The organism is uncultured Veillonella sp. (assembly GCF_963522475.1).
GTDB lineage: Bacteria > Bacillota > Negativicutes > Veillonellales > Veillonellaceae > Veillonella.
This window is the reverse complement of the sequence record NZ_CAUQYW010000012.1, coordinates 32,791-58,636: the sequence shown is the minus strand read 5'-3', so window position 1 is coordinate 58,636 and position 25,846 is coordinate 32,791. Positions and strand designations below refer to the sequence as shown.

The following is a 25,846-nucleotide window of genomic DNA, read 5'->3' as shown; positions in this document are numbered from 1 at the left end:
TTACGAGCATTTAAGAAAATATAAAAAGATAATTAGAAATTTATACTTTGTTTAATACAAAAAAGGGTACAAATTTAATTGTGGATTAGTCTATTTGACTATTCGATAAATTCCGATATACACTATAAACCTTGCATTTATTTGTGAGATTGTGTACAGTATATATATTAGATATTCTATTGAATATATTTTGGAGGTTGTCTAGTATGGCAGGTAAAATTTTAGGTACTACAGTTTATTATGATGAAGATTGTAATTTAAGCAAATTGGAAGGCAAAAAAATTACAGTTTTAGGTTACGGTTCCCAAGGTCATGCTCATGCATTGAACTTGAAAGAAAACGGTTTTGATGTAACAATTGGTCTTCGTGCTGGTTCCAAAAGCTGGAAAGCTGCAGAAGAAGCAGGTCTTCCCGTAAAAGAAACTGCAGAAGCAGTTAAAGGCGCTGACATCGTTATGGTATTAATTCCAGACGAATTACAAGCAGACGTATATGCACAAGATATCGCTCCTAACTTGAAACAAGGTGCATACTTAGCATTCGCTCACGGCTTCAACATTCACTTCGGTAAAATCGTACCTCGTGAAGATATCAACGTATTCATGGTAGCTCCTAAAGGCCCTGGTCATTTAGTACGTCGTACATACCAAGAAGGTTCTGGTGTTCCTTGCTTGTACGCTGTAGAAAAAGACCCATCTGGTGATACTGAAGAAGTAGCATTGGCTTGGACTTCTGGTATCGGTGGTGGCCGTGCAGGTATCTTGGAAACTAACTTCAAATCCGAAACTGAAACTGACTTGTTCGGTGAACAAGCTGTATTGTGCGGTGGTTTGACTGCCTTGATTCAAACTGGTTTCGAAGTATTAACTGAAGCTGGTTATGAACCTGTAAATGCTTACTTCGAATGCTTGCATGAAATGAAATTGATCGTAGACCTTATCTACGAAGGTGGTTTCCAAAAAATGCGTAACTCCATTTCTAATACAGCAGAATATGGTGACTACTATGCAGGCCCTCGCGTAATTACTCCAGAAACTAAAGAAGCTATGAAACAAATCTTGGCTGATATCCAATCTGGTAAATTCGCTGATGAATTCTTGGCTGATTCCAAAAATGGTCAAAAATTCCTTAAAGAACATCGTGAAGCAGCAGCTGTTCATCCAATCGAACCAGTTGGTGCAGAACTTCGTAACTTGATGAGCTGGTTGAAATAAGAGTATTATTTAGATAATCTCTTATATAAGCATATGCTTATTGAAAGCGACCCCTTAGGGGGTCGCTTTTTTTATCGTTTTATAAGATGTTTCCTGTTACCATACCATACATTGTTATATCGAAAATATTGGCATAGGATATGATATAATAAAGAGTAATATGTGAAAGGAGAACGATATGGATTTTTACACATTAGCCTATGTTGAAAGTCAGACTGTAGCAGGACAAACATGGGACTTTATCGTTTTTGTAGCTATTCTGTTAGCACTGCTCATTATAGGTGTACAGGTATTGCGAAATGGTTTTACTAATCGCTATCGTGATCTGTTGGTTATTTTGTCTTTGATTGTGGTATTTTTCTTGGGTCTAGAGTATCAAGAATATAATCGAATGAAAACATATTCTGAAGACTCTTCTCGTATGGCTCAATTTCTACATTCTTTTAGCACCGACCGTTCTATACCGAGTGAGCAATTGGCGGTTAATTCCTTAAAGATTCGCAATGGTATGATTTTAAAGGTTAATGATGCTTATTATGAGGTTCAGTTCAATCCAGAGTTTTCAACCTATACGATTACTCGTGTATATAAGGTAAGCCCTACTGATCGAATTCATGATATTGCGGATGCATTACAATAAGGAGGACCACATATGACAGAAGCTATGGCCGTCTATGGGATGGTCTTTGCCAAACTCGCCATCGGTCTCTTGGCGATTATTTTACAAATTAACTTAATGGGGAAGGGGAATTTGGCGCCAACCTCTGCGTTAGACCAATTACAAAACTATGTACTTGGTGGTATTATTGGTGCCATCATTTACAATGATCAAATTGGTATTTTACAGTTTATGTTAGTCTTAATTTTATGGACTATCCTAGTAATGTCTCTTAAATTTTTAAAAGGTAATCTTCGTTTCTTTAAATCAATTTTAGATGGACATCCAGTCATTGTAATTGAACGAGGGCATATTTTAACAGATGAATGTATGCGTTATGGTATTCAAGCAGCGGAACTTAAGTTGAAGTTGCGTGCAGCAGGTGTTCAATATGTAACAGATGTTAAACGTGCTGTATTAGAACAAAATGGTCAACTTAACATAGTTCAATTTGGGGAAGATAATATTCGTTTTGACCTCATTGATGATGGGCAAATCAATCAATTCACTCTTGATGTAATTGAAAAAGATAGAGAGTGGCTTGAGCAAGAGGTGCAAGCTCAAGGGTATTCTATTAAGGATGTATATATTGCGGAATATAATGGGGGTAAAGTTGTTATTTACCCATATGAACGTAAAAAACGTTCTCGTTAATATACAGAGAAAGGGAACTAGTGAATCGTAAAGATTTAATTGATCGATTACAAGAATTATATAAAGATGAAGATAGTCGGGTTACTGTAAATCCTCATGCAGGGCAAAAGGTAGCAATCGTCTATCCCAATACATATTTTGTAGGCATGAGTAATCTTGGTCTCCACATTATTTATGAGGAAATCAACTTACGCAATGATAGCGTATGTGAACGTATCTTTTTACCTGAGAAAAAGGAATTAGAAGCATACGATAAGACTAAGACACCGTTGATGAGTGTGGAAACACAGCGGCCTATGCATCAATTTGATGTGGTGGCCTTTGACGTAACCTTTGAAATGGACTATTTCCATATTCCGTTGATGTTACGTCATGGACGCGTACCTATTATGGGGAAGGACCGCACAGAATTTGATCCTATCGTTATTGCCGGTGGTCCATGTGCTACCTTTAATCCAGAACCTTTTGCGGACTTTATCGATGCTTTCATCATCGGTGAAGGGGAAGGTATCGTTAGTCGCGTTCTAGATATCATTCGCGATGGAAAAATGGAAGGCCTAGATCGAAATACTATTTTGCGTCAATTAGCGAATGTATCTGGCGTGTATGTACCATCCTTGTACGTGCCAATTTACAGCGACGACGGCGAATTTAAAGGTTACGATATTGCTGAAGGCGCACCAAAAACGATTAATCGCCACTTTGAAATGCTCACTAGTGGCGGCGAAACCGTAGTAGCAACAAACTATACAGAATTTGGCGCTATGTACATCATCGAGGTTGCACGTGGTTGTGGTCGGCATTGTCGCTTCTGTATGGCCGGCTATTGTTTCCGTGTACCGCGCGTACGACCTTTAGAACTATTAAAAGAAGGCGTAGATAGAGCAGAGAAATTAGGTAAAAAGGTAGGCCTTATGGGGGCTGCTATCTCCGATTATCCAGAGGTAGATGAGTTAGTTACGTATATTCGTTCTAAAGATATGCGCTATTCTTGTGCCTCTTTGCGAGCAGATTCTTTGACGCAAGCCGTAGTAGACGGATTAGCCGATAGCGGTCAAAAGACGATTACCATTGCTCCCGAAACGGGTAGTGAACGATTGCGTCGTGTTATCAATAAAGGTATCAGTGAAGAGCATTTGAAAAATGCTGCTACTTTATCTGCTAAGTCTGGTATCCAACATATGCGTCTCTATATTATGATTGGATTGCCAACGGAAACTGACGAGGATATTGAAGCAATTGTAGGACTTGCAGAACGGACGCAAGCCCATATGGCAGAGGTAGGCTGTAAAGGTCGTTTAACGCTCAGTATTAATCCATTTATTCCAAAGCCTTTTACACCATTCCAATGGATGGCTATGGATAATCAAAAAACGGTAGAGAAAAAATTACAATATATTAAAAAGGCTCTACAAAAAAATCGACGTATTGAAGTGCTTGTAGAGTCGCCAAAAGAGGCATATATTCAAGGTGTTCTCGCTCGTGGTGATCGCCGTCTTGGTGCTGTTCTTGCGGCATGTGCAGCAGATCGTGGCAGTAAGTCCTTCAAGGCTGAAATGAAGGCAGCAGGTCTAGATATGGATGAGATGAACTATCGTGAACGTAGCTTTGATGAATTTTTACCCTGGAGTCACCTCGACATGGGGATGGACGATGGATATCTTGAAATGGAATGGAAACGTTCTGTGGATGAAGCGTATACACCGCCATGTGTACAAGGCTGTAAGCGATGTGGCGTATGTAAATAGGAGGCACTTATGAATGAATCTGTAAAACGTATAGATGTTAATGGACCTCATGGTACTTGGTCATATGAAGCTCCTAATTGGGCGAATCAATTTCCTATCGTTATGGGGGATACATTTCGTCATGGCGGTGTATCTGAAGCTCCCTATGAATCACTAAATTTAGCCTTTCATGTAGGGGATGAACCAAAGCATGTTCGTGAAAACCGTGCTATTATCGCTGAATATTTAGGGGTTGAACCAACACGTATTTCTTGTGGTAATCAAGTACATGGTCTCAAGGCTGTAGAAATTACAGAAGATCTTATTGGTGCTGGAGCTTTTGGAGAGGATACAGGAATCGCCGATTGTGATGCGGTGTTTACAAATTTACCGAATGTACCGCTATTTTTATTTACAGCAGACTGCGTGGCCGTGGGTATTTACGATGCTAAGCATCATGCTATGGCTACCGTCCATGCAGGGTGGCGTGGGGCAATAGGTCATTTGCCAGTTCTTACTATTGAGGCTATGAAAGAAGCTTATGGTACGGAGTTCAAAGATTGTTATGCATATCTTGGACCTAGTATTGGGCCAGAATCCTTTGAAGTCGATGTAGAGTTGGGGAAACGTTTTGAATTAGCTTGGCGTGGTATGACCGACCGTAGTGTGGCTGATATTGTAAACTATCCAGGTGATAAACTAGATAAAGCTTATATCAATTTATGGAACTTTATCGCCGAAGGACTTATGGTGAATGGTGTGTCTAAAGAAAATATCGCTATTGGCGGTACCGATACAGTAACAGATAGAGATTGTTATTCCTATAGACGCGAGGATGGGAAAACAGGGCGTATGGCTTTATTTGGCATGTTACAACAATGATAGTATTTGGCTTTCATCAACATTAGTATTGATTTTTTACCAAAATTAGAATTAATTGTATATTCTTTAGTATATAAATGCATAGTTTTATGTGTTTTATAAGGTCTAAATGATGTACAATCGATAATAAATACTATATAATAGAAGAGTCTATACAAATATATTTTATGGTTTTTTAATATAGATTGAAGGGGAATCACATGATTGAAGAATCCCTACACGCTATACAGCAACGTATGGCGGATGCTATGGCGCGTGTTGGTCGCGTAGATACTGCATTATTGGTAGCAGTTACTAAGAATCACCCCGTATCGGCGGTGGAAGAGGTGGCTCGTCTCGGTGTCACTCATGTAGGGGAAAATCGAGTACAAGAGGCTAAAGAAAAACAGCTCACCTATAAAGGTCCACAGTTAACATGGCACTTAATTGGTCATTTACAGGTCAATAAGGTGCGTCAAGCGGTGCCTATGTTTGGTTTAATTCATTCTGTAGACAGCCGTAAATTATTAGATGAAATCGAAAAGGTTGCAGCTAAGCACGACAAGGTGCAAGACGTGTTGTTGCAGGTCAATGTAGCTCGAGAAGCCTCTAAAACGGGGATGTCCGTAGAAGAGTTTCCAGAAATTCGAGACTATGCAAAGACCTTGCCTCATGTTCGTGTACAGGGGTTGATGTGTATGGCACCATTTTTCGATGATCCAGAGGAAGCACGTCCAATTTTCCGTATAGCCAATGCTTTATATGAGGATATGAAGGGCTATTTTGAAGAAGGACAGATTCAATATTTATCTATGGGGATGACTCACGACTTTGAAGTCGCTTTGGAAGAAGGGGCTAATATTGTTCGTGTGGGCACAGCAATTTTTGGGGAACGTGTGTATTATTAAGGCTCGGGTTGCCTAGTAATCGGTAGCGTTATGTATTAGGAGGAAATCCAAATGGCATTGGGAGATTATTTAGACAAAGCAAAAAACTTATTCTTAGGCAAAAATGATGATGACTATGAATATGATGATTATGACTATGAAGATGAAGATGAAGAGGAATACGAAGCGGAACCTACACCAGTAGCTCCAGCTGCTCCAGTATCCGGCGCATCTGAATTTCATCCACGCAAGGTAGGAGGACAATCTACGATGACACAACGTCCAACAGCTATGAAAGTAGTTGTAATTGAACCAAAAGTATTTGAAGATTCTGAAAATATTACTCATCAATTACGCGACATGCGCCCTGTATTGATCAACTTTGAAAATACAGATCCTCATGAAGCAGCACGTATTGTGGATTTCGTATCTGGTGCGACTTTTGCATTGGATGGCAAATTGGAAAAAGTAGGTAAGGACATTTTTATGTGCGTACCTGTAAACATTTCTATTGATTATTCTGATAATGACAGTAACAAAACTGAGCAAAACGAATACGCTTGGGAAAATAAATAATTTCTCTATAAATGGTGGTGACAACGATGTTAGGTAAAACCTTAATTATCGGCGTTGGATCAATGGGTGGTGCTTTATTGCGCGGTGCGTTACAGCATGGCGTATTGAAAGCAAGCGACACTCATATTCTAGTGCGTCGTGAAGAACAATGTAAGGCTCTTACAGAAGAGCTTGGTGTAGTAGGTTTTACTACCATGCCTAATGTACACGAGTACAATACAATCCTATTAGCTGTAAAACCGCAAGTGTTACCATCCGTATTAGAGGATTTAAAAGAAGTGCCTTATGGGACTATTATGATTTCCGTTGCTGCAGGTATCACCTTAGATACATTGGATGCAGCAATTCCACAAGCTAACTGGTTTAGAGCGATGCCGAATACACCGGCTTCTATCGGTGCTGGCATGACGGCTCTTGCTGGAGATGATGTGAATACAGACCTTGGTCGCGATGTACACGCATTATTTGAGGCTGTTGGGGAAGTCGCGGTGGTAAGTGAAGCCGATTTAGATCGCTTAGGTGCACTATCTGGTGCAGGCCCTGGCTATATGTTCGTCATTCTTGATGCGTTAGCTGATGCGGGCGTTCGCATTGGGTTGCCTCGTCATTTGGCAATCAAGGCTGCGGCTCAAACCATGTACGGTGCTGGTAAGATGGCTCTTGAAAGCGGTAATCATCCAGCAATACTACGAGATCAAGTAACAAGCCCAGGTGGCACCACCATCGCTGGTATTGGTGCCATGGAAAAAGGTGGACTTCGCAGTGCTCTCCAAGATGGCGTAGTAGCATGTCTTGCTCGGTCAAATGAATTGGGGAAATAATTTTGGCAGATACTAGTAAATTAATACGATATTTTGAAGCCAGTGGCAGTGGCGAGGAAGCTCGTCGCATGTTAGACTTGGCTGAGCAGGTTGTAAAAGGTCGCCCGTACCGCGTGGCGGACTTTACAAGCCCTGCAGGCCTTGTCATTGCAGATGCAATCAAGGCTAACTACCCACAGCTCATCGTTAAAACCGATGGTGGCTATGAAGGGGCGGAACGTATCCGTATCGCCTTTGTAGATTGCGACTTTAATGGTACTGTGGACATGGGTATTCGCGCCCTTAAGGTAAATTGGGACCCACGGTTCCGATTGCTTACCCATCGCGATGTGCTTGGCTCCTTGATGGGGCTCGGCATTGATCGCTCCAAATTTGGGGACGTTATCGTTCAACAAGGGGGCGCTCAAATTTTGGTAGATGAAAGTGTAGCAGATTTCGTAATTCAGAACTTTACGAAAATTGCTATGGTTTCCGTATCTGTAGAGGCTATTGAGCTGTCAGATATTGCACCAAAAGAAGAAAAAATTAAAGAAGTCCGCACTACAGTTGCATCCCTGCGCTTAGATGCGGTAGCAAGTTCTGGCTTTAGTGTGTCTCGTACTAAATTGGTGAGCGCAATTAATGCAGGATTATTGCAAGTAAACTGGCAACCAGCTAAGGGTGCATCCCAAGAAGTTAAAGAAGGGGATGTGATCTCTATGCGTGGTCGTGGCCGAATGAAGGTAGAAGCCATTACAGGTACATCTCGTAAGGGGCGTATCGGCGTATATCTGAAACGATTCATGTAGGCAATTGAAAATCGGCTTGACCATCAAGCCGATTTTTTTATATATAGTAGGACAGCCATGGTATCCATAACATTTCAACCTACAACTGAAGATACAATCCTATTCGTTGGCGGCGGGGAGGTCGCAGAGCGACGAATACAGCTCTTTATTGATGAGCCGTGCAACATTGTGGTAATCGCTCCCACTGTAACAGATAGGATTAGCCAATGGGCAAAGGATAATCGTATCACTTGGTACGACCGTGCTTTCACAATGGACGATGAACACTACATTATAACGAGCAGTTTGTTCTTTATCTGCACAGATAATAGCGAATTAAACGATACGTTATATAAGATGGGGAAAAAATATCGCGTTTGGACTAATCGTAGCGATGACCCTACAGCGTGTAGGTTTACTATGCCTTCATCACTTGAGCTAGGCGATTTACATATTGCTATTAGTGCTAATAATGTGGGACCCCGTATCAATCGTCTAGTAAGGCAAGATATGATGAATCGTTATGGTCAGTTGCAAAAGGCCATGCCTAGACTTAAAATATTTAGAGAAGAAGTAAAGCTACTACTTCCTACTCCAGAGGCTCGACAGAAATTTTGGCGAAATCATCTGACTGTAGAAACATTTGAAGCCATTCTCAAGGGAGAGTGGATGACTATAGAGGAGAAACTTGACCATGAAATTAGTGGTATTAGGTCTAAATCATAGAAGTGCCGCTGTAGAGGTGCGTGAACGTTTCTCGTTTGATAAGGACGAGGTTGTTTCAGCACTGAACCGCCTTTATGAATTCGACTGTGTAGCAGAATGCGTTATTTTGTCTACATGTAATAGAACCGAAATTTACGCGGCATTAGAAGGTGTAGAGTTCCCTAAAGAATATATGTTGGCAGTGTTAAAGGATTTAAAGGGTGCCGACCACATCGATGAAGATGCATTTTTCTTCTATGAAGAACGAGATTGTATTGAACATCTATTCCGTGTGTCTGCGAGCCTTGATTCCCTTGTGTTGGGGGAAGGTCAAATCTTAAGCCAATTAAAAGGGGCTTATATCCAAGCCTATAGTGCAGGTTGCACAGGCACAATTTTTAATATTTTATTCCAACGCGCTATTGGCGTTGGTAAAAAGGTTCGCACGAATACAGGTATTGCCAATACACCTGTATCCGTTAGCTACACCGCTGTTAACCTCGCTGAGGATAGCTTAGATAAACCATTATCTGAAGCGACGGTGCTCATCTTAGGCGCTGGTACCATGAGTGAGTTAACAGCTACGCACCTACAAGCAAAGGGCGTAAAAACGATTTTCGTATCTAATAGGACCTTTGAAAAAGCAGAAGTATTGGCTGAACGCTTTAATGGTAAGGCCGTTAAGCTCGATAATTTTGTAGATTATGCTAAAGATGCGGATATCCTCATCACATCTACAGGAGCGCCGCACTATATTATTACGGAACGAGAAGCTAAGAAAATTACATCTCTTCGTAAGGGCGAACCTATCGTTATGATTGATATTGCGGTACCTCGTGATATCGATCCTGCTGTGGCAGATATGGACGGTATTTACTTATTTAATATCGATTCTCTTGAAAGTGTAGTAGAAGAGAATAAGGCGCAGCGCGAAGAGGAAGCTCGTCATGCAGAGCCTATTATTCACGATGCTATTGAAGAATTATTAGATAAATTGAGTTATTTAACGGTGCGTCCCATGATGGCATTGCTTACGGAAAAGGCAGAACGCATACGCCGTCGCGAATTACATCGCGCATTAGCGAAATTGCCTGATATTTCAGATAAGGAGCGCCGCATTATGGACTCTATGAGTCGCATGATTATCCGCAAGATGTTGCGTGAACCGATGATTCACTTCAACGAAATCGCTGGTACAGAAGAAGAAGGTTTGTACTGGGATTTATTCAAAGATATGTTTAATCTTGAGAAAGAAGGCTGAGGCCATGAGAGACCATATTCGAATCGGCACGCGAAAAAGTGCCCTTGCCCTATGGCAGGCTGAACATATTAGTGCAGAGTTACAGCGTCTGTATCCAAACATTACGGTCGAGCTAGTTCACTTTAATACAAAAGGGGACCGTATCTTGGAAAAACCACTGGCTCAAGTTGGTGGTAAAGGTTTATTTACTGCTGAGCTAGAAGAGGCCATGCATAAAGGCGACATTGATATTGCCGTACACAGCTTGAAAGATATGCCTACAGAGTTGCCAGAAGGACTTACTCTAGGTGCTATTTCGTCTCGTGAAGTTCCTTACGATGCGCTTGTGAGCCCTGTGTATAAAACATTAGATAAATTGCCTCAAGGTGCTCGCGTCGGTACAAGTAGCTTGCGTCGTCAAGCGCAATTATTACATGTCCGCCCTGACCTTAAGGTCGAGGTTATCCGCGGTAATGTACAAACTCGTTTGAGCAAGATTGAAACAGAAAAACTAGATGGCGTTATCTTGGCACAAGCCGGTCTTAAACGGTTGGGCTTAGATGATCAAATTACCCAAGTATTTAAAGCCGATGAAATGATTCCTGCTGTTGGTCAAGGGGCACTTGCTATCGAGTGTCGTGCTGACGATACGGAAATGCTTGAAATGCTAGCTCCTATTAACGATGAAGCTACACGCTATACCGTTGAAGGGGAACGCAGCTTCTTGCGTCAGTTAAATGGTGGTTGCCAAGTGCCAATGGGGGTACATGGTACTATCAATAAAGGTCAATTGACCTTAAAGGCCATGATTGCATCCCTCGATGGTAAAACTGTGTACGAAGGAGAAATTTCTGGCCCAGCAAAAAAAGCTGAAATTCTTGGTAAAAACCTTGCAAAAGCCTTATATGAAGAAGGGGGCAAACATATTGTGGATGCTCTCATAGAGGAAGGAATCATAAAATGACAGGTATGGTATATCTAATCGGTGCAGGCCCTGGCGATGTTAAACTCATCACTGTAAAAGGTCGCGAATGTATTGAAAAAGCAGATGTAATTGTATATGACTATTTGGCAGATGCTCATTTGTTAGAATGGGCTCGCCCAGATGCAGAGTTGATTTACGCTGGTAAACAATGTAAAGATCACACAATGCACCAATGGGAAATTAATGAGCTGTTAGTTCAAAAAGGTAAAGAAGGAAAAATCGTAGCGCGCTTAAAAGGCGGTGATCCACTCGTGTTCGGTCGCGGTGGTGAAGAGGCGATGGCTCTTGGGGAAGCTGGTGTACCATTTGAATTCGTACCAGGCGTAACATCTCCAATTGCAGCACCTGCTTATGCAGGTATTCCTGTAACACAACGCGCTATGGCTACATCCTTTGCGGTTGTAACCGGTCATGAGGATCCAACTAAAGCTGTATCTGGCATTCATTGGGAAGGCCTTGCTACAGCCGTTGATACACTTTGCTTTGTAATGGGGGTTGGCAATTTACCTACCATTGCAGAAAAATTGATGGCTCATGGACGTTCAGCTAATACACCAGTAGCGCTTGTTCGTTGGGGTACAAAACCTGTACAAGAGGTGCTCGTATCTACTCTTGAACATGTAGTAGAAGACGTAGAAAAGGCACAACTAAAAGCGCCAGCTATCATCGTAGTAGGCGATGTAGTTAACCTTCGTGAAAAATTGCAATGGTTCGACAATAAACCACTATTCGGTAAAACTGTAGTAGTTACACGTGCTCGCTCTCAAGCTAGCGCATTCCGCGAAAAATTAGCAGCTCAAGGTGCTAATGTAGTAGAAGCGGCAGCTATTAAAACTTCTCCATTGGAGTTGTTTGATGAAGATAAACGTATTATCAATAATACAAAACAATACCAATGTATCGTATTCACATCTGGCGAAGGAGTTCGTTACTTCTTTGATGCTCTTTACAAAGAGGGCAAGGATACACGTGCATTAGGTAATTCTAAAGTGGCAGCTATTGGCTGTGCTACAGCTCGGGAACTTCAAAAATACGGCATTGTTCCAGATATTATTCCTGTAGACTATAAAGCTGAATCTGCTGTAAAGGCTCTTGAAGAAGAGCTCAAGGCAGGGGACTCCGTATTGCTCATCCAACCAAAAGTAGCGCGCGACGTAATTCCACGCTCTTTGCGTCATCACGATATAGATGTAGATATCTTGCGTTTATATGAAACTACACAAGACACATCTCAACAAGAAACATTAGTAAATGCATTAACTGCAGGTACTGTAGACTACATTACGTTTACAAGTTCCTCTACAGTAACCAATACAATTCAATTATTGGGTGATGATGCATTGAAACTATTAGGCAATACTAAGATTGCTTGCATCGGACCTATCACAGCTGCTACAGCTATGAGTGCAGGCCTTAAACCTGCTGTCATTAGCGATGTTTATACAACTGATGGCTTAGTCAATGCTATTATAAAGGACATTTAGGAGGATCACATGTACGATTTAACATACCGTCCTCGCCGCTTGCGTATTAATCCAGAAATGCGTGATTTGGTACGGGAAACGACACTCGACGTAACTGACTTAATTTATCCATTATTTATCGTTCCTGGTGAAGGTATCAAAAAAGAAATCGATACATTACCAGGCCAATACCACTTATCTGTTGATGAAGCTCTGAAAATGGCGCAAGAGGTGTATGATCTTGGTATTCTTGGGGTAGAAATTTTTGGTATTCCTACATATAAGGATGAACAAGGTTCCTCTGCATGGGATATGTCCCAACCTGTACAACAAGCTATCAAAGCCATCCGTGCAGCTGTACCAAATCTATTGGTGGTAGCTGATGTTTGCTTGTGCCAATATACGACAACAGGTCATTGCGGCATGATTGATCATCATGAAATCTTAAATGATGAAACATTGCCATTACTTTGTAAGGTAGCGGTAAGCCAAGCAGAAGCAGGTGCCCATATGGTGGCTCCATCCGATATGATGGATGGCCGTGTAGGCGCTATCCGTGAAGCCCTTGATGCGGCAGGTTATACTAATGTATCTATTATGAGCTATGCTGCAAAATATGCATCTGCGTACTATGGTCCGTTCCGTGGTGCTGTTAACTCTGCGCCTAAATTTGGGGACCGCAAGTCCTATCAAATGGACCCAGCTAATCGCTTGGAAGCTTTCAGAGAAATCGAACTCGACATCGCTGAAGGTGCAGATATTATCATGATTAAACCAGCTTTGTCCTATTTGGATATCGTTCGTGAAACACGTGACCGTTATGAATTACCTGTAGCGGTATACAATGTATCTGGCGAATATGCAATGGTTAAATCCGCAGCTGCAGCTGGTCTTATCGACGAAGAACGCCTCGTTATGGAAACAATGCTTTCTATGAAGCGCGCCGGTGCTAAAATCATCATTACGTACCATGCTATAGATATTGCTAAATGGTTACAAAAGTAAGGAGAAACCATGTTCCAACTCGGTAAATCTGAAAAGGCCTTTGAAGAGGCTAAACGTTATATGCCAGGCGGCGTAAACAGTCCTGTTCGTTCCTACCGCAGTGTAGGTTCTAACCCTCCGTTTATTAGCAGCGCTAGCGGCAGCCGTATTTATGATATTGATAACAACGAATACATCGACTATGTGTTGAGCTGGGGCCCTATGATTTTGGGTCATGCGAACCCTGAGGTTATCGCTAGCTTGCAAGAGGCGATTCCTCGCGGCACTAGCTACGGTGCGCCTACACTACTAGAAACAGAATTGGCTAAAAAGGTGCAAGCCTTCATGCCATCTATGGAGGTTATCCGCCTCGTTAACTCTGGTACTGAGGCCACTATGAGTGCCTTGCGCGTAGCTCGTGGCTATACTGGTCGCGATCGTATCGTAAAATTTGTTGGCTGTTACCATGGTCATAGCGATGCCCTTTTGGTAAAAGCCGGCTCTGGCCTTGCTACCTTTGGCGTGCCAGATAGCCCTGGCGTTCCACAAGGTGTAGCAGAAAATACCATAACCTTGCCGTACAATGACTCTGATGCAGTTCGCAAATTATTCGACGACATCGGCGATACTATTGCGGCTATTATCGTAGAACCTGTAGCGGGCAACATGGGCTGTGTGCCTCCAGAACCAGGCTTCCTTGAAACCTTGCGCGAAGTGACTAAGGCTCATGGTGCAGTATTGATTTTTGACGAAGTTATGTGTGGCTTCCGCGCTAGTAGCGGCGGTGCACAAAAACGTTACAATATCAAACCTGATCTTACATGCCTTGGTAAAATCGTTGGCGGTGGCATGCCACTTGCTGTATTTGGTGGCTCCCGTGAGATTATGAACCAAATCGCACCAGCTGGTCCTATTTATCAAGCCGGTACATTAAGCGGTAACCCTATTGCCGTTACCTCTGGTCTTGCAACGCTTTCTATTTTGCAACGAGATCCAACAATTTTTAAACAAGTAGAAGATGCAACTATCGCACTTTGTGAAGGCTTTGAACGCTTGGCAGCACAATACAATGTGCCTGTTGTAGTACAACGGGTAGGCTCCATGTTCACTATCTTCTTCACTGATAAACCAGTTAAGAACTTTGATGATGCAGCATCTTGTAACGAAGAACAATTCAAAATGTTCTTCCACCACAACTTGAGCCATGGTATTTACTATGCGCCAAGCCCTTATGAAAGTAACTTTGTGTCTATCTGTCATAAGAGCAGTGAAATCGAACGCACATTAGCCGTTGCTGATGAAGCTTTCAAAAAAATCAGTGATACACTACTATAAAAATTAGTGATACACTACTATAAAAATCAGTGATACATTATTATAAAATATATAGTTTGTAGTTGTTTATGTATCGATGTAGGTGATGAACATGCAGTTTTATAAGAACTTAAAGCGTGCTCGCGTGCGCATGGGCAAAAGCCAAATCGAAGTAGCAAAGGCCGTAGGTATCAGTAATGCGGCGCTTTCAAATTACGAAACAGGGTATCGCGAACCAGATTTAGATACACTCTGTGCCCTGTCTCGCTATTATGGATTGACATTGGATGAGCTGCTAGATGTAAATGGAGAACAACACGAGCCCATCTATGATCTCAGTCCTGTACTCAAAAATAAATACATCGCCTATAAAGGTGAAGTATTCGAGTTGAAAGACTCACAAAAACGTGCGCTCTTGCGCGAGCTAGATAATCTATTTACTAAATTTGAGAAATCAAAAGTAGAAGATAAAAGTAGCAAGCCAAAAACGTACAAACATGGGAACCCACATATCAACCGAGCGGGCCTAGCTAACAGTGCTGGTAGCTTAGCGGCAAGACGAAATATAAAGTAGTTTAATATACTACATTGTAGATTGAGTAGAACATGTTTATTTGAACAATTTAATTAGAACAATGATAAAAGCACCATCTATCCTAATAGGAAACGACACATAAGTCGGACCTAGGTAGATGGTGCTTTTTTAGAGCATCTAACTTTCCATAAATGGTAAACATCATGATAGTTGGACTAAATATGAATATGATCGTACACGTGAGGAAGATGTAGTAGATACATCTAATCCTGGACGAATCATTTCTGGTGGCAATTTACATGTGGATGTAGATCATATGGTGAATGAAGCTAGTCAAATTAGTGCTGCTGGCGATATTACTGGTACTGTAGGTCATTATGAGCAAAGCAATCCTAAAGGTAATGAATATATAACTGAAGAGGGTACAGCTACAAGTTATAGCCGTCATCATAAAAACGGGTGGGATACTACCAATATTCGTGAAGCAGAATATAAGAATACTAAGGTGAATCCTAAAGATGTACCTGTTGCCGTATATGGCGGTCATGTAGAAAATAGTAAAAGTGATACCACAGTAGATGCATCTCTATTAAATAGTATGAGTCAGTTATCGACGAACCCTAATACATCTTATGTGATTGAAACAGATCCTAACTTCACAAATCGTCGCAACTTCTTATCTTCTGATTACGTATTATCTCGCCTTAAATTAGACCCTATGAATATACAAAAACGATTGGGTGATGGGTATTACGAGCAGCAACTCGTTATACAAGAGATTATGCGTCAAACTGGTAAAAGTAGACTGCAATCTGGTCTTTCCGCAGAAGAACAATATCGCCAATTGATGGATGCAGGGATTAGTGTAACTAAATCTCAATCTATTGTATTAGGTCGAGGTTTAACCGAGGCTGAGCAAAAAAATCTTAAAGAAGATGTAGTGCTCCTAGTGAGTAAGTCTGTTGTATTACCAAATGGCAAAACTGAAACTGTGCTAGTACCGACTCTATATTTAGCACCAAACACAAAACGAGTAGAAGGTGGCGCTAATTTACAAGCTCAATCCATTAACCTTTCTGTTGATACTATGCATAATAGCGGTAGTATTGTAGCAGATAAGGATGTAACTCTTACTGGTAACTCTATTCACAATGATAATGGTCTTATTAAAGGTAACACGGCTACAGTTACAGCAAATGACGAAGTTCGTAATACACAAGGTACTATTATGGGCAACGATACAGTCTCTGTGTATGCTAAGAAAGACATCATTAACGAAGGTGGCACCATTACACAAACTAATGCAGCTGGCTCTACAAAGGTTAGTGCGGGACGCGATGTAATTAATAACGGTCTGCAGTACGAGGCCGGTAATAGCAAAGTTGAATGGAATAGTAGCAACAATCGTCGTGAAACGATTACGGGTGTAGACCAAGGCCGTATTGGTGGTGCTGGTCAAACAACAGTAGTAGCAGGACGTGATGTATCTATGGAAGCAGGTATTATCTCCTCAGATGTGAATACAACTGTTACGGCAGGTCACAATGTAACGATGAAAGCAATGAATACTACCCACGAGCTTGAAGAACATCGTTTTGATAAAGGTAAATCTGGTGGTGGACACTCTCAAACGACTCAGTCTCATGATCTAGTAAAAGCTCAATCATCTGTTGGTAGTAGCATTGAAGGCAAGAACGTTACTGTTGTAGCCTCTGATGCCGTACAACTGGAAGGTAGCCAAGTGTTAGTGGCAGATACAGTACAAGTATCTGGTAATACGGTTGCATTAAATACGGCAAAGGCTAATAGCACAGTTAATCATGTGTATCTAGATAAAAAGAAAAGCTTAGTTAAACGTGAAAGTACAAATGCTGTTGATGACGTAACAAGCACATCTGTAACCGGTTCTACGGTAAGTGGTAAAGATATAAGTATTACAAGTGCTCAAGATGTAACAGGTCAATCTGCTCAAATTATGGGTGAGAATACCGTATCTGTTACCGCTGGTGGTAAGGTAGAATTAGGTGCTGATAAATCCATCACTGATGGCTCTAGTGCTTACCGTCATAAAAAATCTGGCTTGCTTGGTGGTGCCGGTATAGGTTTCTCTATTGGTAAAGAAAAACACAATATTGATGAAGCAAATCATGAAGAGGCTACTGTACGAAATACAATTGCTAGTACGAAAGGGACTGTAAATATTAAGGCTAATGATACAGTACACATTACAAGCGCAGATATTGTTGCTAAAGAAGGTGCTGTGTTAGATGGCTCTGCTGTTACATTAGATGGTAACGTGGATCATAACCACATGACACATGATGAACGTTACAAAAAAACTGGTCTTACCGTATCTTTAGGTGGTGCAATAGCAAATACACTTACAAATACTACGCGCACAATAAAAGAAGCTGGTGGCCGTGATGATAAACGGTTAGCCGCTCTTGAACTCAATGAAGCGCGTAAACAATTACAAGATGGATATGAAGCAGTAGATGCAGCTTTACATGGAGAAAAAATACGCGATGCCGTAACAGGTAAAGTTGATAAAGTAGACGGTAAAGCTAAACGAGGCGCTAAAAATATTGATGATGCTATTAATTTATCTGTAAGCATTGGCAGCACTTCTAGAAAACAAGGGCAAGTAGCAGATACAAATACATATCAAGGTGGCACTCTTATTAGTGAGAGTGACGTGCAAATCAAAGCTCGTGATGCTCAGCAAAGTGGCATTGGTTTAACTGGTGAAAAAGTAGAGGCTAAAAAATTAGTATTAGATAGTGTTAGTGCTATCAACCTTGCAGCGGGTAAAAATACTGTAGATGTTAATAATACCTATAAAAGCTCTGGTTGGAGTGTAGGTGCTGGGATTAGTTTAACTGGTGGTGGTATTCTAGACATTAATGCAAGCGGTCATATGGCTCGTCAAAATGGGGATACTCATCAAGAAAGTTATGTACCTACTAAGATTAAAGCGGTTCAATTAGCACAGCTTAAAGCAAAACGAGATACAAATATTATTGCTTCTACTGTATCTGGTAAAAAAGTTGAAGTAGATACAGGCCGTGATTTACATATTCAAAGCTTACAAGATGTAGATAACTTTAAAGAACATAGTAAGTCGGCTGGATTCTCCGTATCCTCGAAACCTAATTTTAAAGATCCAACTGGTAGCATAAATGCTAGCGTAGGTCGGATTGATAGCAAATGGAAAAGCGTAACAGAACAAGCTGGCATTTATGCAGGAGAAGAGGGCTACAATATTAATGTAGGTAATAAAACTACATTAGAGGGCTCTGTTATTAAAAGTGATGCTCCAAAAGCTAAGAATAAATTGACTACCAAATCTCTAGAGATGAAGGACATCAAAAACGAAGCTGAGTATACATATAGCAACAATGGTATCGGCTATAACTACTATGGCAGTAAAAAGAAACTCGAAGAGATGAAGACCAAGGATAAAAAAGGCTATGATAAGATTTATAATAATATCGGTCTAGTTCCTAGTCTAGGTGTTGGCTCTAAAGGTAAAGCAAGCTCTACTACTCAATCTGCTATCTCTGATGGTATACTAACAGTAGATGGTAAAGAAATTGATACTAAAATCATTAACACGAATACCGAAAATACGTTGCATCAATTAGATAAGATTTTTGATAAAAAGAAAATTGAAGAACGTCAAGAATTAGCACGTCTATTCTCTAAAAACGCATTTGAACAACTACATAACTGGCAACCAACAACTAAGGATGGTAAAGTTGCTAAATCTATTGCACATGGCATCATAGGTGAAGTAGCAGCGCGTATGGCTGGTAATTCACCTGGTAGTGGGTTTAAAGCTACTATGACTAATGAGATGTTAATCAGTGAAATTAATAAAGTGGCCAAATATGATCCAGCTGTAGCACAATGGTTGAGTGCTGCCGTTGGTGGTGTGGTTAATAAGGCTAGTGGGGAAAATGCAAATGCTGGCTCGGCAGTTGCATCTTATGCTACAAAGTGGAATGAAGATCTTGTTTGGAATGCAGGAGTGTCAAATAGAATATCCCCTTTAGCTTCAGCGAGTAAAGGTGCTTTTGGCTTAGTAAAAAATGCATCACCAGCTTTAATTGCTGGTGATTTAGTAAGTACTCCTCTTGTAACTGGTGCGGGCGAGCCTACTACTTTTGATGAAAGTACAATGGCTAGTATTCCTGGTACTGCATTTTATAGAAGTAGTATAAGCGCCCCTGTTGAATCTAGTGAAGTGATAGTGGAAAGTGCTGAAACTGGCATTGGAACTGTATATAATGGACCATGGGTTACAACCGAGTCTTATCCTGGAACTTCGTTAAAGGTTCAGTTAGATTATAATTTAGATACTGGTTTTCAGCCAATTAACGTGTATCATTCACCAGATGGCAACACATATCAGGATAATGGGAAACATGATGTAATTAACCGAAGATTTTTTGATGGTATTAGCATTCCGGGAAGTACCATTTACACAGGTCGATTTATAGGCACAGATGGTACTGACAATTGGATTGCAAGTCAAGATAAATTTAATGACTCTTATATTCATATTGTTAACATTAATAGTGGTGAAACTGCAATATTGCCATATACTAAAGGTGATATTAGTATAATTGATGACCCAACAGATTCAATAATAAGAAATCCCAACACAGGTAGACTAGAATCTATTAAAACAGGATTGCCAGTTAGTGTTAATATTGCAGATCAATTTAAATCAAAATTTAATCCTATTAGTGCATCATTTGAATCTTCAAGTATAACTGTATTAGAGGCGAATAAGTATAAAGATAAAAGTAAAGCGGATACCCTACTTAAAGATAATATAGAAAAAGGGATAGATAAATTAAATAAAAAATCTCCTAAACCATCAAATGATGATTTAGCTAAAATTGGTATTGGTGTTACAGTATTAGATAAGGCAAAGAATCAGATTAAAGAAATCTTTTCATCATTAAAAGAGTTAAAAAATTTACCTGAAGGGTATAAGATGATTGAACGAAAATTTATTAAGATGAAAAATGATTCTTTAGGCGAACAATTAAGAGATGAAGTTGGAGGTAGTTGGAGAAAAGTTTATGAGGAAGGAATAGATATTAATGGTAGAAGGATAAAAATTCATTACTTCATTAATGACGCCGGTGAAATTTTTAATCCTAAGATTAAGCAGATTGATGGACTTAAGAATTTAGACATTCCATTACGATAAAGGTAGAAATTATGAATATAACTATTAGTGAAAGACGAAATATTGAGTTTTATTTTTTATTAATTGCTCTAGGCACATTACAGGCTTATAGATATAATTGTATTGATTTAGATACATTAGAATCATTAATCTATCGAATGAAGATGTTGAGTATTATTGATAAGAATAATTTATCTTCGGAATTAGAAGAAATTGTTTTACGTGGTATGGGACTAGAAGATGTTGAAGCATGGGTTAAAGGTACTTTTCCAAGTATGTTGTTAGTTGATACGATAGATACCATTGAGATAGACTGTAAGAGTTTGTTGATGGATCCTAAATATTATTCTTGTTTTACTGATTTTAAATTGTTTGAATTCGTAGATGATACTAACTTGAGTTTTGAAATTGATTATGTTTCATTAGCAAACTTTGAGTTTAATATGATGATATTTCTGTTAGGATTTACATTATTACTAAGAGAAATTGATGATGAGCTTACTCAGGTACTATTATCATTTAAGGATAATATTTTAAGTAAAATTAAAAATTTAAGCTATAAATATTCTGAGTCATTTAACGATGCTATTGAACTTTTTGATTTGATTGATTTCCATGAGAATAGATTTAATCCTAAACGTCAACAATTACTTTTGAAGAAAATTAGTATTAAACTAAGAGTGTATTTTGTCTCTGCTACTAAGGAGAAGATTGAGGCCGATATCGATTTCTATAAATCAGATGGTTTATTGTATTATGTAGAAGCAAAATAAAATATCTTTACTTAAATTAGTAAATTAACTAAATTAAATCCAAGTATTCTAATAAGCTATATTATGTATTTTATTACATAATATAGCTTATTTTATGTAGAGTTTATTTTAGAGTATCTATAATATAAAAATAAAACTACTATATTGTGCAAACGTATATTTAAAGGTATGAGGTGCTAGAATTTTTTATTATATAATACTAAAAATTAGTGTTGCTTAAAATCTAAGTAGTTCTATTAAAATCACCAGATTTTTACGATTTTATGAGTGTTTTATGATAAAATAAAAGGTATGAATACTTCAACAACTAGGTCTATTACCTATAATGGCGACAGAATTGAATATGAGTTAACCATCAAGCGTGTGAAGAACATGAACATGCGCATTACAAAGGATGGTGTGGTCCATGTGTCGGCGAATGCGTATGTGCCGGATTATAGGGTGGACAAGTTCGTTATCGAGAATATGCCCTTCATTGAACGGGCTCGTTACAAGATTGATGCATTGAATGCCAAACGCGTCGATGCGTTACAGTATGTAAATGGTGAAAGCTTATCAATCCTCGGTATTCCCGTTACGTTGCGCTTAGTTGAACAGGATGGGAAGCCTCATATCGGCTTTGACGGAAAAGCCATTCTTACCATGGTTGTACCTCGTGGTACGACTTATGAAGCGAAGCATAAATTAATGCAAAGTTATTGGCGTAATTTAGGGGAGAAGGTCTTTGTCCATTGGGCAAAGGTCGTGTATCAACGCTTTCACAAGCAAGGTATTGATGTGCCTATGCCAACCATAAAACAGCAGCGTATGAAGAGCCGTTGGGGTTCTTGTACGCCTGCAAAGCAGCTCATTAAGATGAATACTCGCTTATTAGAGGGGCCACAGGCGTATATTGAGTACGTCATGGTTCATGAGTTTGCTCATTTTAAATATTTAGACCATTCCAAGAACTTTCACAATCTAGTGGCACAGTTCCTGCCAGATTGGAAGGATCGTAAGAAGTCATTGAACGTGTATTTTGCTCATCGCCCTTAAAGGAGGTGTACCATGCAGCCATTTGTACATTTGCATAGTCATACAGAGTTTAGTTTGCTGGACGGCATCAGTCGTTTGCCTGACATGGTACGTCGTGCGAAGGAGTTAAATCAGCCAGCCCTTGCCATTACGGACCATGGCAATATGTACGCGGCGATTTATTTCTATAAAGAGTGTATAGCCCAAGGTGTTAAGCCTATTATCGGTTGTGAAGTATATGTAACGGAAAACAGCCGATTCGATCGTCCAGAAGGTCGTAGCCGTGAACGTTTGAAACATCTCATTCTGTTAGCTGAGACCATGGAAGGGTATCGTAATCTTGTAAAAATTGTGTCGAAAGCATCGACGGAGGGGATGTTGTATCGTCCTCGTGCAGACCGCGATTTATTGCGTCAATACAGCAAAGGCATAATTGCTCTCAGTGCTTGTATTCAAGGGGAGATTCCTCAGTATATTTTGCAAGATAATATGGAAGGCGCCAAGCGTTCCATTGAATGGTATATCGAGACGTACGGAAAGGATAATTTCTTCTTAGAAATCCAAAATCATGGCTTGCCAGAGGAGGCAAAGGCCCAAGAGGAGCTCATTAAGCTCAGTAAGGAATACGGTCTTGGCATCGTCGCATCTAATGACTTCCACTATGTTTTAAAAGAGGATGCAGACGCGCAGGATATTAAGGTATGTATTTCTACAGGCCGCCGTCGTGCTGAGGTGGATCGCTTAAAATTCCCAAATGATGAGTTCTATCTAAAATCTGGGGATGAGATGGCAGAGCTGTTTGGACATATTCCTGGAGCCATGGAAAACACCTTAAAAATTGCAGAGCGCTGTAATGTAGAGTTTAATTTCGACGAACATCACTTGCCGCACTTTGATGTGCCAGAAGGGGAAACGTCTAAGATCTATTTGCGTAAGGTTTGTGAACGAGAAATTCCTCGCCTCTATGGTAAAACATCAGAAGCATTACAAAAACGTTTAGACTACGAGTTAGATGTAATTGGTACCATGGGCTTTGAGGATTACTTCCTTATTGTATGGGACTATGTACGCTATGCCCGTGAGCACGACATCTTAGTAGGTCCTGGTCGTGGTTCGGCGGCCGGTTCTGTAGTTGCCTATCTACTTGGTATTACAGGTCTTGATCCATTAAAATACGATTTGCTCTTTGAACGGTTCTTAAATCCAGAGCGGGTAAGCATGCCTGATATCGATATTGACTTCTGTTATGAAAAGCGTGGTAAAGCCATCGAATATGTGACGCGAAAATACGGACAAGCTCGCGTATCTCAGATTATTACCTTTGGTACAGAAGCGGCTCGTGCGGTTATCCGTGACGTAGGTCGCGTGCTAGACTTGCCACTAGCGGAAGTGAACCGCATTGCTAAGATGATTCCCAACGAATTAGGCATTACCTTAGATAAGGCTCTGCAAGGCAAGGAGTTAAAAGCTTTATACGAAGCGGATGCTAATGTTAAAGAGTTATTTGATTTTGGTAAAAAGCTAGAAGGTATCGCGCGCAATTCGTCCACTCATGCGGCGGGCGTCGTAATTTCTGCAGACCCTCTAGATGACCATGTACCGGTTCAAAATGCCAATGATGAAGGCTTTGTAACACAGTACGACAAGGATAACATCGAGGAATTAGGCCTCTTAAAGATGGACTTCTTGGGCCTCCGTACCTTAACGGTTATGGGGGATGCCTTAAAGCTCATCAAGGCGAACCGTGGTATTGACCTCGATTTAGATGCTATTCCACTCGATGATAAGGCGGCTTGTGATATCCTCACAAAAGGTGATACGTCTGGTGTGTTCCAGCTTGAATCAGAAGGTATCACCAAGCTTGTTATGGATCTTAAGCCTGAACATTTTGAAGACTTAATTCCATTAGTAGCCTTGTACCGTCCAGGCCCACTAGGCTCCGGCATGGTAGCGGACTTTATCGACCGCCGTCACGGTAAAAAAGAGGTTACTTATTTACATCCCATATTGGAACCTATATTGAAAGATACCTTTGGGGTAATCTTGTACCAAGAACAGGTTATGCAAATTGCATCCGCCATGGGCGGGTTCTCCCTTGGTCAAGCGGACTTGATGCGCCGCGCCATGGGTAAGAAAAAGGAATCCGTTCTAAAGGCGCAACGCGAGTCCTTTATTCAAGGTTCCATAAATAATGGTATAGAAGAGTCCATTGCAAATGAAGTATTCGACTTGCTCGTATACTTCGCAGGCTATGGCTTTAATAAATCACATAGTGCGGCTTATGCGTATATTGCATACCAAACGGCGTATTTGAAAGCCCACTATTTCCCTGAATTTATGGCTGCTACCATGACTAGTTTCATGCAAAATATGCAGAAATTGACGTACTACATTAATGCCTGCAAGAAGCACAATGTTAAGGTGCTCGGTCCAGATATTAACTATTCTGAACGCAGCTTTGCCGTGCAAGGTGATGCCATTCGCTTCGGCCTTGGGGGCATCAAGAATGTAGGGGACAATGCCATCGATCGCTTGATTACTGAGCGCAATGAGCACGGTCTTTACACGGATATTGTGGACTTTTGCAAACGTGTTGATAATAAGGTTGTTAATAAACGACTTCTTGAAAGTCTTATTCGATGTGGTGCCATGGATGGTTTCAAGGAAAACCGAAACCAATTATTGCATATGTATGAAAGCGCTCAAGCCGTAGGTGCTAAAGAGCAAAAGGATGCCGCTATGGGCACTATGAGTCTCTTTGGGGATATAGAGGAGTCTGTAGACTTCATCCCTGTACCGAATGTGGAGGATTTATCGGAAGACGATAAATTAAAGGATGAAAAGGAATATACAGGCTTTTACATTACAGGCCATCCATTGCAAGGCTATACGAAGGAGTTAGAGGGCCTATTTGAACTAGGTGTTCTTGTAGAAAATCCAGAGCAATATGATGGGCAAACCATTACCTTTGGCGGTTTGATTGAAAATAAGACGGACCGCATGACAAGACGTAATGAGGTTATGTCCATTCTTCGCATCGAAGATTACTCTGGTGCGGTCAATGTGGTGGCATTCCCGAAGGTTTTTAGTCAAAGCCAACAATTCTTGGCGGTCGATATGATCGTTAAGGTAAAAGGCCGCGTTGATGCGGATGAAAAGGGTGTGCAAATTATTGCAGACCGCATTATGCCGTTAAAGGTAAACTATAGTCAGGCTAAGCATATAGCTATTCATATTTACAGTAAATATGACACGCCAGAAAATAGTGAAGCCTTAAAACGGGTGTTAACGAACACCGCAGGCTCTGTGCCAACATCGCTATATTTGCACCGTCAACGGAAGCGCATTAATTTGCCACCGAATATGTGCTTTGATCCTAACGATGAATCTATCAAGGCTATTGAAACTATATTAGGAGAAGGCTCCGTAGAGGTGCAATAATATATATAATATATGAACATCTGA

The 25,846-nt window shown here is 40.5% G+C and carries 20 protein-coding genes; all 20 read left to right on the top strand.

Going from position 1 to position 25,846, the window contains the following annotated elements:
• The first annotated feature begins 206 nt into the window (after positions 1-206).
• The 20 genes from ilvC to RWP19_RS07335 all read left to right on the top strand — a co-directional run bounded on the left by ilvC (position 207) and on the right by RWP19_RS07335 (position 25,822).
• The gene (ilvC, locus tag RWP19_RS07430) at positions 207-1,214 is read left to right on the top strand and encodes a ketol-acid reductoisomerase (RefSeq protein WP_296007835.1); all 1,008 of its coding nucleotides are present in this window, start codon (positions 207-209) and stop codon (positions 1,212-1,214) included.
• A 178-nt stretch (positions 1,215-1,392) separates the two neighbouring features.
• Complete coding sequence (locus tag RWP19_RS07425; protein ID WP_314357145.1) at positions 1,393-1,854, top strand: DUF3290 family protein; 462 nt, start codon at positions 1,393-1,395, stop codon at positions 1,852-1,854.
• A 12-nt stretch (positions 1,855-1,866) separates the two neighbouring features.
• Positions 1,867-2,526: a DUF421 domain-containing protein gene (locus RWP19_RS07420; protein WP_295209620.1), complete on the top strand. Its 660-nt coding sequence runs from the start codon at positions 1,867-1,869 to the stop codon at positions 2,524-2,526.
• Positions 2,527-2,546: 20 nt separating this feature from the next.
• Positions 2,547-4,274: a radical SAM protein gene (locus tag RWP19_RS07415; protein WP_314357143.1), complete on the top strand. Its 1,728-nt coding sequence runs from the start codon at positions 2,547-2,549 to the stop codon at positions 4,272-4,274.
• Between the two features lie 9 nt (positions 4,275-4,283).
• Entirely contained in the window at positions 4,284-5,135 is an 852-nt protein-coding gene (pgeF, locus tag RWP19_RS07410) for a peptidoglycan editing factor PgeF (RefSeq protein WP_314357141.1), read from the top strand.
• A 200-nt stretch (positions 5,136-5,335) separates the two neighbouring features.
• Positions 5,336-6,022 carry a YggS family pyridoxal phosphate-dependent enzyme gene (locus RWP19_RS07405; protein WP_314357139.1) on the top strand — a complete coding sequence of 229 codons (687 nt, stop codon included), beginning with the start codon at positions 5,336-5,338 and terminating at the stop codon, positions 6,020-6,022.
• Between the two features lie 51 nt (positions 6,023-6,073).
• The gene (locus RWP19_RS07400) at positions 6,074-6,577 is read left to right on the top strand and encodes a cell division protein SepF (RefSeq protein ID WP_314357137.1); all 504 of its coding nucleotides are present in this window, start codon (positions 6,074-6,076) and stop codon (positions 6,575-6,577) included.
• A gap of 26 nt (positions 6,578-6,603) precedes the next feature.
• Positions 6,604-7,398: a pyrroline-5-carboxylate reductase gene (gene proC / locus RWP19_RS07395; RefSeq protein WP_295209634.1), complete on the top strand. Its 795-nt coding sequence runs from the start codon at positions 6,604-6,606 to the stop codon at positions 7,396-7,398.
• A gap of 2 nt (positions 7,399-7,400) precedes the next feature.
• Positions 7,401-8,186, top strand: coding sequence for a YlmH/Sll1252 family protein (locus RWP19_RS07390; RefSeq protein ID WP_314357136.1), 786 nt, complete (start codon positions 7,401-7,403; stop codon positions 8,184-8,186).
• 57 nt (positions 8,187-8,243) lie between these two features.
• The gene (locus RWP19_RS07385; protein ID WP_314357135.1) at positions 8,244-8,891 is read left to right on the top strand and encodes a bifunctional precorrin-2 dehydrogenase/sirohydrochlorin ferrochelatase; all 648 of its coding nucleotides are present in this window, start codon (positions 8,244-8,246) and stop codon (positions 8,889-8,891) included.
• The gene (gene hemA / locus RWP19_RS07380) at positions 8,860-10,131 is read left to right on the top strand and encodes a glutamyl-tRNA reductase (RefSeq protein WP_314357133.1); all 1,272 of its coding nucleotides are present in this window, start codon (positions 8,860-8,862) and stop codon (positions 10,129-10,131) included. Before RWP19_RS07385 ends, hemA begins: the two co-directional genes overlap by 32 nt.
• A 4-nt stretch (positions 10,132-10,135) precedes the next feature.
• Positions 10,136-11,074 (top strand): hydroxymethylbilane synthase, encoded by a 939-nt coding sequence (hemC, locus tag RWP19_RS07375; RefSeq protein WP_314357132.1) that lies wholly within the window; start codon positions 10,136-10,138, stop codon positions 11,072-11,074.
• Positions 11,071-12,579 carry a uroporphyrinogen-III C-methyltransferase gene (gene cobA / locus RWP19_RS07370; protein ID WP_314357131.1) on the top strand — a complete coding sequence of 503 codons (1,509 nt, stop codon included), beginning with the start codon at positions 11,071-11,073 and terminating at the stop codon, positions 12,577-12,579. Before hemC ends, cobA begins: the two co-directional genes overlap by 4 nt.
• A gap of 9 nt (positions 12,580-12,588) precedes the next feature.
• Complete coding sequence (gene hemB / locus RWP19_RS07365; protein ID WP_314357129.1) at positions 12,589-13,563, top strand: porphobilinogen synthase; 975 nt, start codon at positions 12,589-12,591, stop codon at positions 13,561-13,563.
• A gap of 9 nt (positions 13,564-13,572) precedes the next feature.
• A complete protein-coding gene (gene hemL, locus RWP19_RS07360; RefSeq protein ID WP_287536648.1) occupies positions 13,573-14,877 on the top strand; it encodes a glutamate-1-semialdehyde 2,1-aminomutase in 1,305 nt (434 codons plus the stop codon).
• A gap of 91 nt (positions 14,878-14,968) precedes the next feature.
• Positions 14,969-15,430: a helix-turn-helix domain-containing protein gene (locus RWP19_RS07355; protein ID WP_105097369.1), complete on the top strand. Its 462-nt coding sequence runs from the start codon at positions 14,969-14,971 to the stop codon at positions 15,428-15,430.
• Between the two features lie 262 nt (positions 15,431-15,692).
• On the top strand, positions 15,693-20,615 hold the full coding sequence (locus RWP19_RS07350) for a hemagglutinin repeat-containing protein (RefSeq protein ID WP_314357127.1): 4,923 nt from the start codon (positions 15,693-15,695) through the stop codon (positions 20,613-20,615).
• Between the two features lie 11 nt (positions 20,616-20,626).
• On the top strand, positions 20,627-21,367 hold the full coding sequence (locus tag RWP19_RS07345; RefSeq protein WP_314357126.1) for a DUF3969 family protein: 741 nt from the start codon (positions 20,627-20,629) through the stop codon (positions 21,365-21,367).
• 267 nt (positions 21,368-21,634) lie between these two features.
• A complete protein-coding gene (locus RWP19_RS07340) occupies positions 21,635-22,402 on the top strand; it encodes a SprT family zinc-dependent metalloprotease (RefSeq protein WP_314357125.1) in 768 nt (255 codons plus the stop codon).
• A 12-nt stretch (positions 22,403-22,414) separates the two neighbouring features.
• Positions 22,415-25,822, top strand: a complete 3,408-nt coding sequence (locus RWP19_RS07335) for a DNA polymerase III subunit alpha (protein ID WP_314357123.1) — start codon at positions 22,415-22,417, stop codon at positions 25,820-25,822.
• Positions 25,823-25,846: the final 24 nt, after the last annotated feature.